The organism is Microbacterium sp. CPCC 204701 (assembly GCF_004010105.1).
Classification (GTDB): Bacteria; Actinomycetota; Actinomycetes; order Actinomycetales; family Microbacteriaceae; genus Microbacterium.
Window position 1 is genome coordinate 1 of sequence record NZ_RRYE01000350.1, and the last position, 3,057, is coordinate 3,057.

The 3,057-nt window shown below is 69.6% G+C and carries 4 protein-coding genes; 3 read left to right on the plus strand and 1 reads right to left on the minus strand.

Annotated elements, in window-relative coordinates; translation table 11 throughout:
• Positions 1 to 938, minus strand: a 938-nt coding sequence (locus tag EIO58_RS15185) for a hypothetical protein (protein ID WP_127820219.1), incomplete at its 3' end; no start/stop codon positions are given.
• 52 nt (positions 939 to 990) lie between these two features.
• Between EIO58_RS15185 and EIO58_RS15190 the strand changes: the two genes are divergently transcribed.
• From EIO58_RS15190 to EIO58_RS15200, 3 genes are all read left to right on the plus strand, one after another.
• On the plus strand, positions 991 to 2,190 hold the full coding sequence (locus tag EIO58_RS15190; RefSeq protein ID WP_127820220.1) for an acyl-CoA dehydrogenase family protein: 1,200 nt from the start codon (positions 991 to 993) through the stop codon (positions 2,188 to 2,190).
• 150 nt (positions 2,191 to 2,340) lie between these two features.
• Positions 2,341 to 2,709, plus strand: a complete 369-nt coding sequence (gene rpsF, locus EIO58_RS15195; RefSeq protein ID WP_127820221.1) for a 30S ribosomal protein S6 — start codon at positions 2,341 to 2,343, stop codon at positions 2,707 to 2,709.
• A 5-nt stretch (positions 2,710 to 2,714) separates the two neighbouring features.
• On the plus strand, positions 2,715 to 3,057 hold a 343-nt coding region (locus tag EIO58_RS15200), incomplete at its 3' end, for a single-stranded DNA-binding protein (protein WP_164861758.1).

The following is a 3,057-nucleotide window of genomic DNA, read 5'->3' on the forward strand; positions in this document are numbered from 1 at the left end:
CGCCAGCGCGCCCACTGCGCGAACTTGTCGAGCAGAGCGCCGACCGCCGAGAACAGCCACGCCCACGTCGCGGGGTCGAGCGTCGAGAAGTCCCGCTTCGCGTAGAGGAACAGCCAGTCGTCGACGATCTCGACGTCGAGCGCCGCGGCGTTGTCGATGAAGCGGGCCATGATGTCGGGCGTGAACAGGTACAGGGCGTCGCGCTCGTAGCCGGCCGGGCAGTAGAGCGAGAAGAAGCGGTCGAAATCGCCCTCGAGGCCGAGGCGCTGATCCTTGTCGAAGATCTGCGGCAGGTTCGAGCCGAACAGCCCGTTGTTGCCGGTCGCGTCGAGCACGATGTGCGGCAGCGGCACGTCGAGCTTGACCGCGACGTAGCCCCATGCGTGCGTCGTGCGGTTCTTGCCCGAGCCGGTGACGTAGCGGTAGTTCGCGAACTCGACGAAGCGCGGGCGTTCGCCGCGCACGAGGTCGGTCGCCTGGCGGGAGCCGCCGAGAGAGAAGATCATGCCCGGCAGCCCCGGGTCGTCGACCTGCGGCAGGTACGACATCGCGTTCGCACGCGCGAAGCCGTCGATCCGGTACATGCGCTCCTCGCGCGAACGGCGGCCACGCACCAACGCGAAGGTCACCGCGGAGATGATTCCCACGATCACCAGCGGCGGGATCACGACAAACACCACGCCCAGCGCGCCGCCGCCCTCCGGCGGGGATGTCAGCGCGCCGACGACAGCACCGAGCATCGTCACCACGACCGAGCCGAACGCCACCGTCACGGCCAGAGCCACGATCGCGACCACCACTCCGGAGGCCGAGAACCCAGGCAACCGTCCCGCCACCTTCAGCCCCTGCGCGAACGCGCGTGCCGCTGCGCGGTCGACGGGCTCGACCAGCGGCCGGGCGTCGAACGGGTACGCCGCCGTGGAAGGAGGAGCGCTCACGGGGCCAGGCTACCGCGCAGGGCACAATCGAAGGCAGACGCGAGGAGGCGCCATGACCGATGCCCGCAGAGACCCCGACGACCTCGATGCGCTGCGTGCGGCATCCGACATCCTCGGCATCGATTCCCAGCTGACCGCGGCCGAGCGCGCCGTCCGCGACCGCGTGCGGGCCTTCGTCGACACCGAGATCCGTCCGCACATCGCCGAGTGGTTCGACCGGGCGCACTTCCCCGGCGAGCTCGCCTCCGCGCTCGGACGCCTCGGCGTGCTCGGGATGACCCTCGACGGATACGGATGCCCCGGCCGCACCGCAGTCGAGTACGGGCTGGCGGCGCTCGAGCTCGAGGCCGGCGACTCGGGCATCCGCACCTTCGTCTCGGTGCAGGGCTCGCTCGCGATGGGCTCGATCCACCGATGGGGCAGCGACGAGCAGAAGCAGGAGTGGCTGCCGCGCTTGACCGCGGGTGACGCCATCGGATGCTTCGCCCTCACCGAGCCCGGCGCGGGCTCCGACCCGGCCAGCATGACGACGCACGCGCGACGCGACGGCGGCGACTGGGTCGTCACGGGCGCGAAGCGCTGGATCGGCCTCGCGTCGATCGCGCACCTCGCGGTGGTGTGGGCGCAGACCGACGACGGCGTGCGCGGATTCCTCGTGCCGACCGACTCGCCCGGCCTCGACATCACGGTGCTCGAGCCGAAGGGCTCGATGCGCGCGTCGGTGCAGACGCAGCTGCGTTTCGACGGAGTGCGGGTGCCGGCATCCGCTCTCCTCCCCGGGGCCCTGGGGCTGCGCGGACCCTTCGCCGCGCTCAACGAGGCGCGGTACGGGATCGTGTGGGGAGCGCTCGGCGCCGCGCGCGACAGCTACGAGGCGGCTCTGCGCCACGCGCTGCGCCGTGAGCAGTTCGGCCACCCGATCGCGGGGTTCCAGCTCACGCAGCGCAAGCTCGTCGACATGATGGTGGAGCTGCAGAAGGGCGCGCTGCTCGCTCTGCACATCGGGCGGGCGAAGGATGCCGGGACCCTGACCCCCGCGCAGATCTCGCTCGGCAAGCTCAACAACGTGCGCGAGGCGATCGCGATCGCCCGCGAGGCCCGCACGATCCTCGGCGGCGACGGGGTGCTGCTCGAGAACTCCCCGATCCGCCACGCCGCGAACCTGGAGTCCGTCCGCACCTATGAGGGGACCGACGAGGTGCACACCCTCGTGCTCGGCCAGCACCTTACAGGGCTCGGCGCGTTCCGCTGAGCGGGCGATTGGGCGGGTGCCGGGGCATCCGGTACCATAGGAGGGTTGTCCGCACGCGCCCCGGTGCGCGAGAAGACGGATGACGTGCAACACACCCTCCTGCTGTCGGGAAATGCCCGGCAGCCGTTCTAGTCCGAAGGAGGTGGGTTAGTGACGCACCAGTACGAACTCATGGTCATCCTGAGCCCCGAGATCGACGAGCGCCAGGTCGGCGCGACTCTCGACAAGTTCCTCAAGGTCATCACGACCGACGGAGGCACCATCGAGAACATCGACATCTGGGGTCGTCGTCGCCTGGCGTACGAGATCCAGAAGAAGACCGAGGGCATCTACGCCGTCGTCGACTTCACCGCGACCGCCGAGACCACGCAGGAGCTCGACCGCCAGTTGAACCTCAGCGAGCAGGTCATGCGCACCAAGGTGCTGCGTGCCGAGGAGGCCATCGCGATGATCGCGTCCGAGAAGCAGCGCGCCGACGAGCGTGCCGCCCGCAAGACGGCCAAGGCAGCGAAGGCCTAAGGGTCATGGCCGGCGAGACGATCATCACCGTCGTGGGAAACCTCACGGCTGATCCCGAGCTGCGTTACACGCAGAACGGCCTTCCCGTCGCGAACTTCACGATCGCGTCGACGCCGCGCAACTTCGACCGTCAGGCAAACGAGTGGAAGGACGGCGAAGCGCTGTTCCTCCGCGCGAGCGTCTGGCGCGAGTTCGCCGAGCACGTCGCCGGCTCGCTGACGAAGGGCATGCGGGTCATCGCGACCGGCCGCCTCAAGCAGCGCAGCTACCAGGATCGCGAGGGCAACAACCGCACCGCGATCGAGCTGGAGGTCGACGAGATCGGCCCGTCGCTGCGCTACGCGACCG

What these genes read in the sequence shown, in the direction of transcription:
- EIO58_RS15190 (WP_127820220.1), top strand. Translation starts at nt 991, where the DNA reads ATGACCGATGCCCGCAGAGACCCCGACGACCTCGATGCGCTGCGTGCG.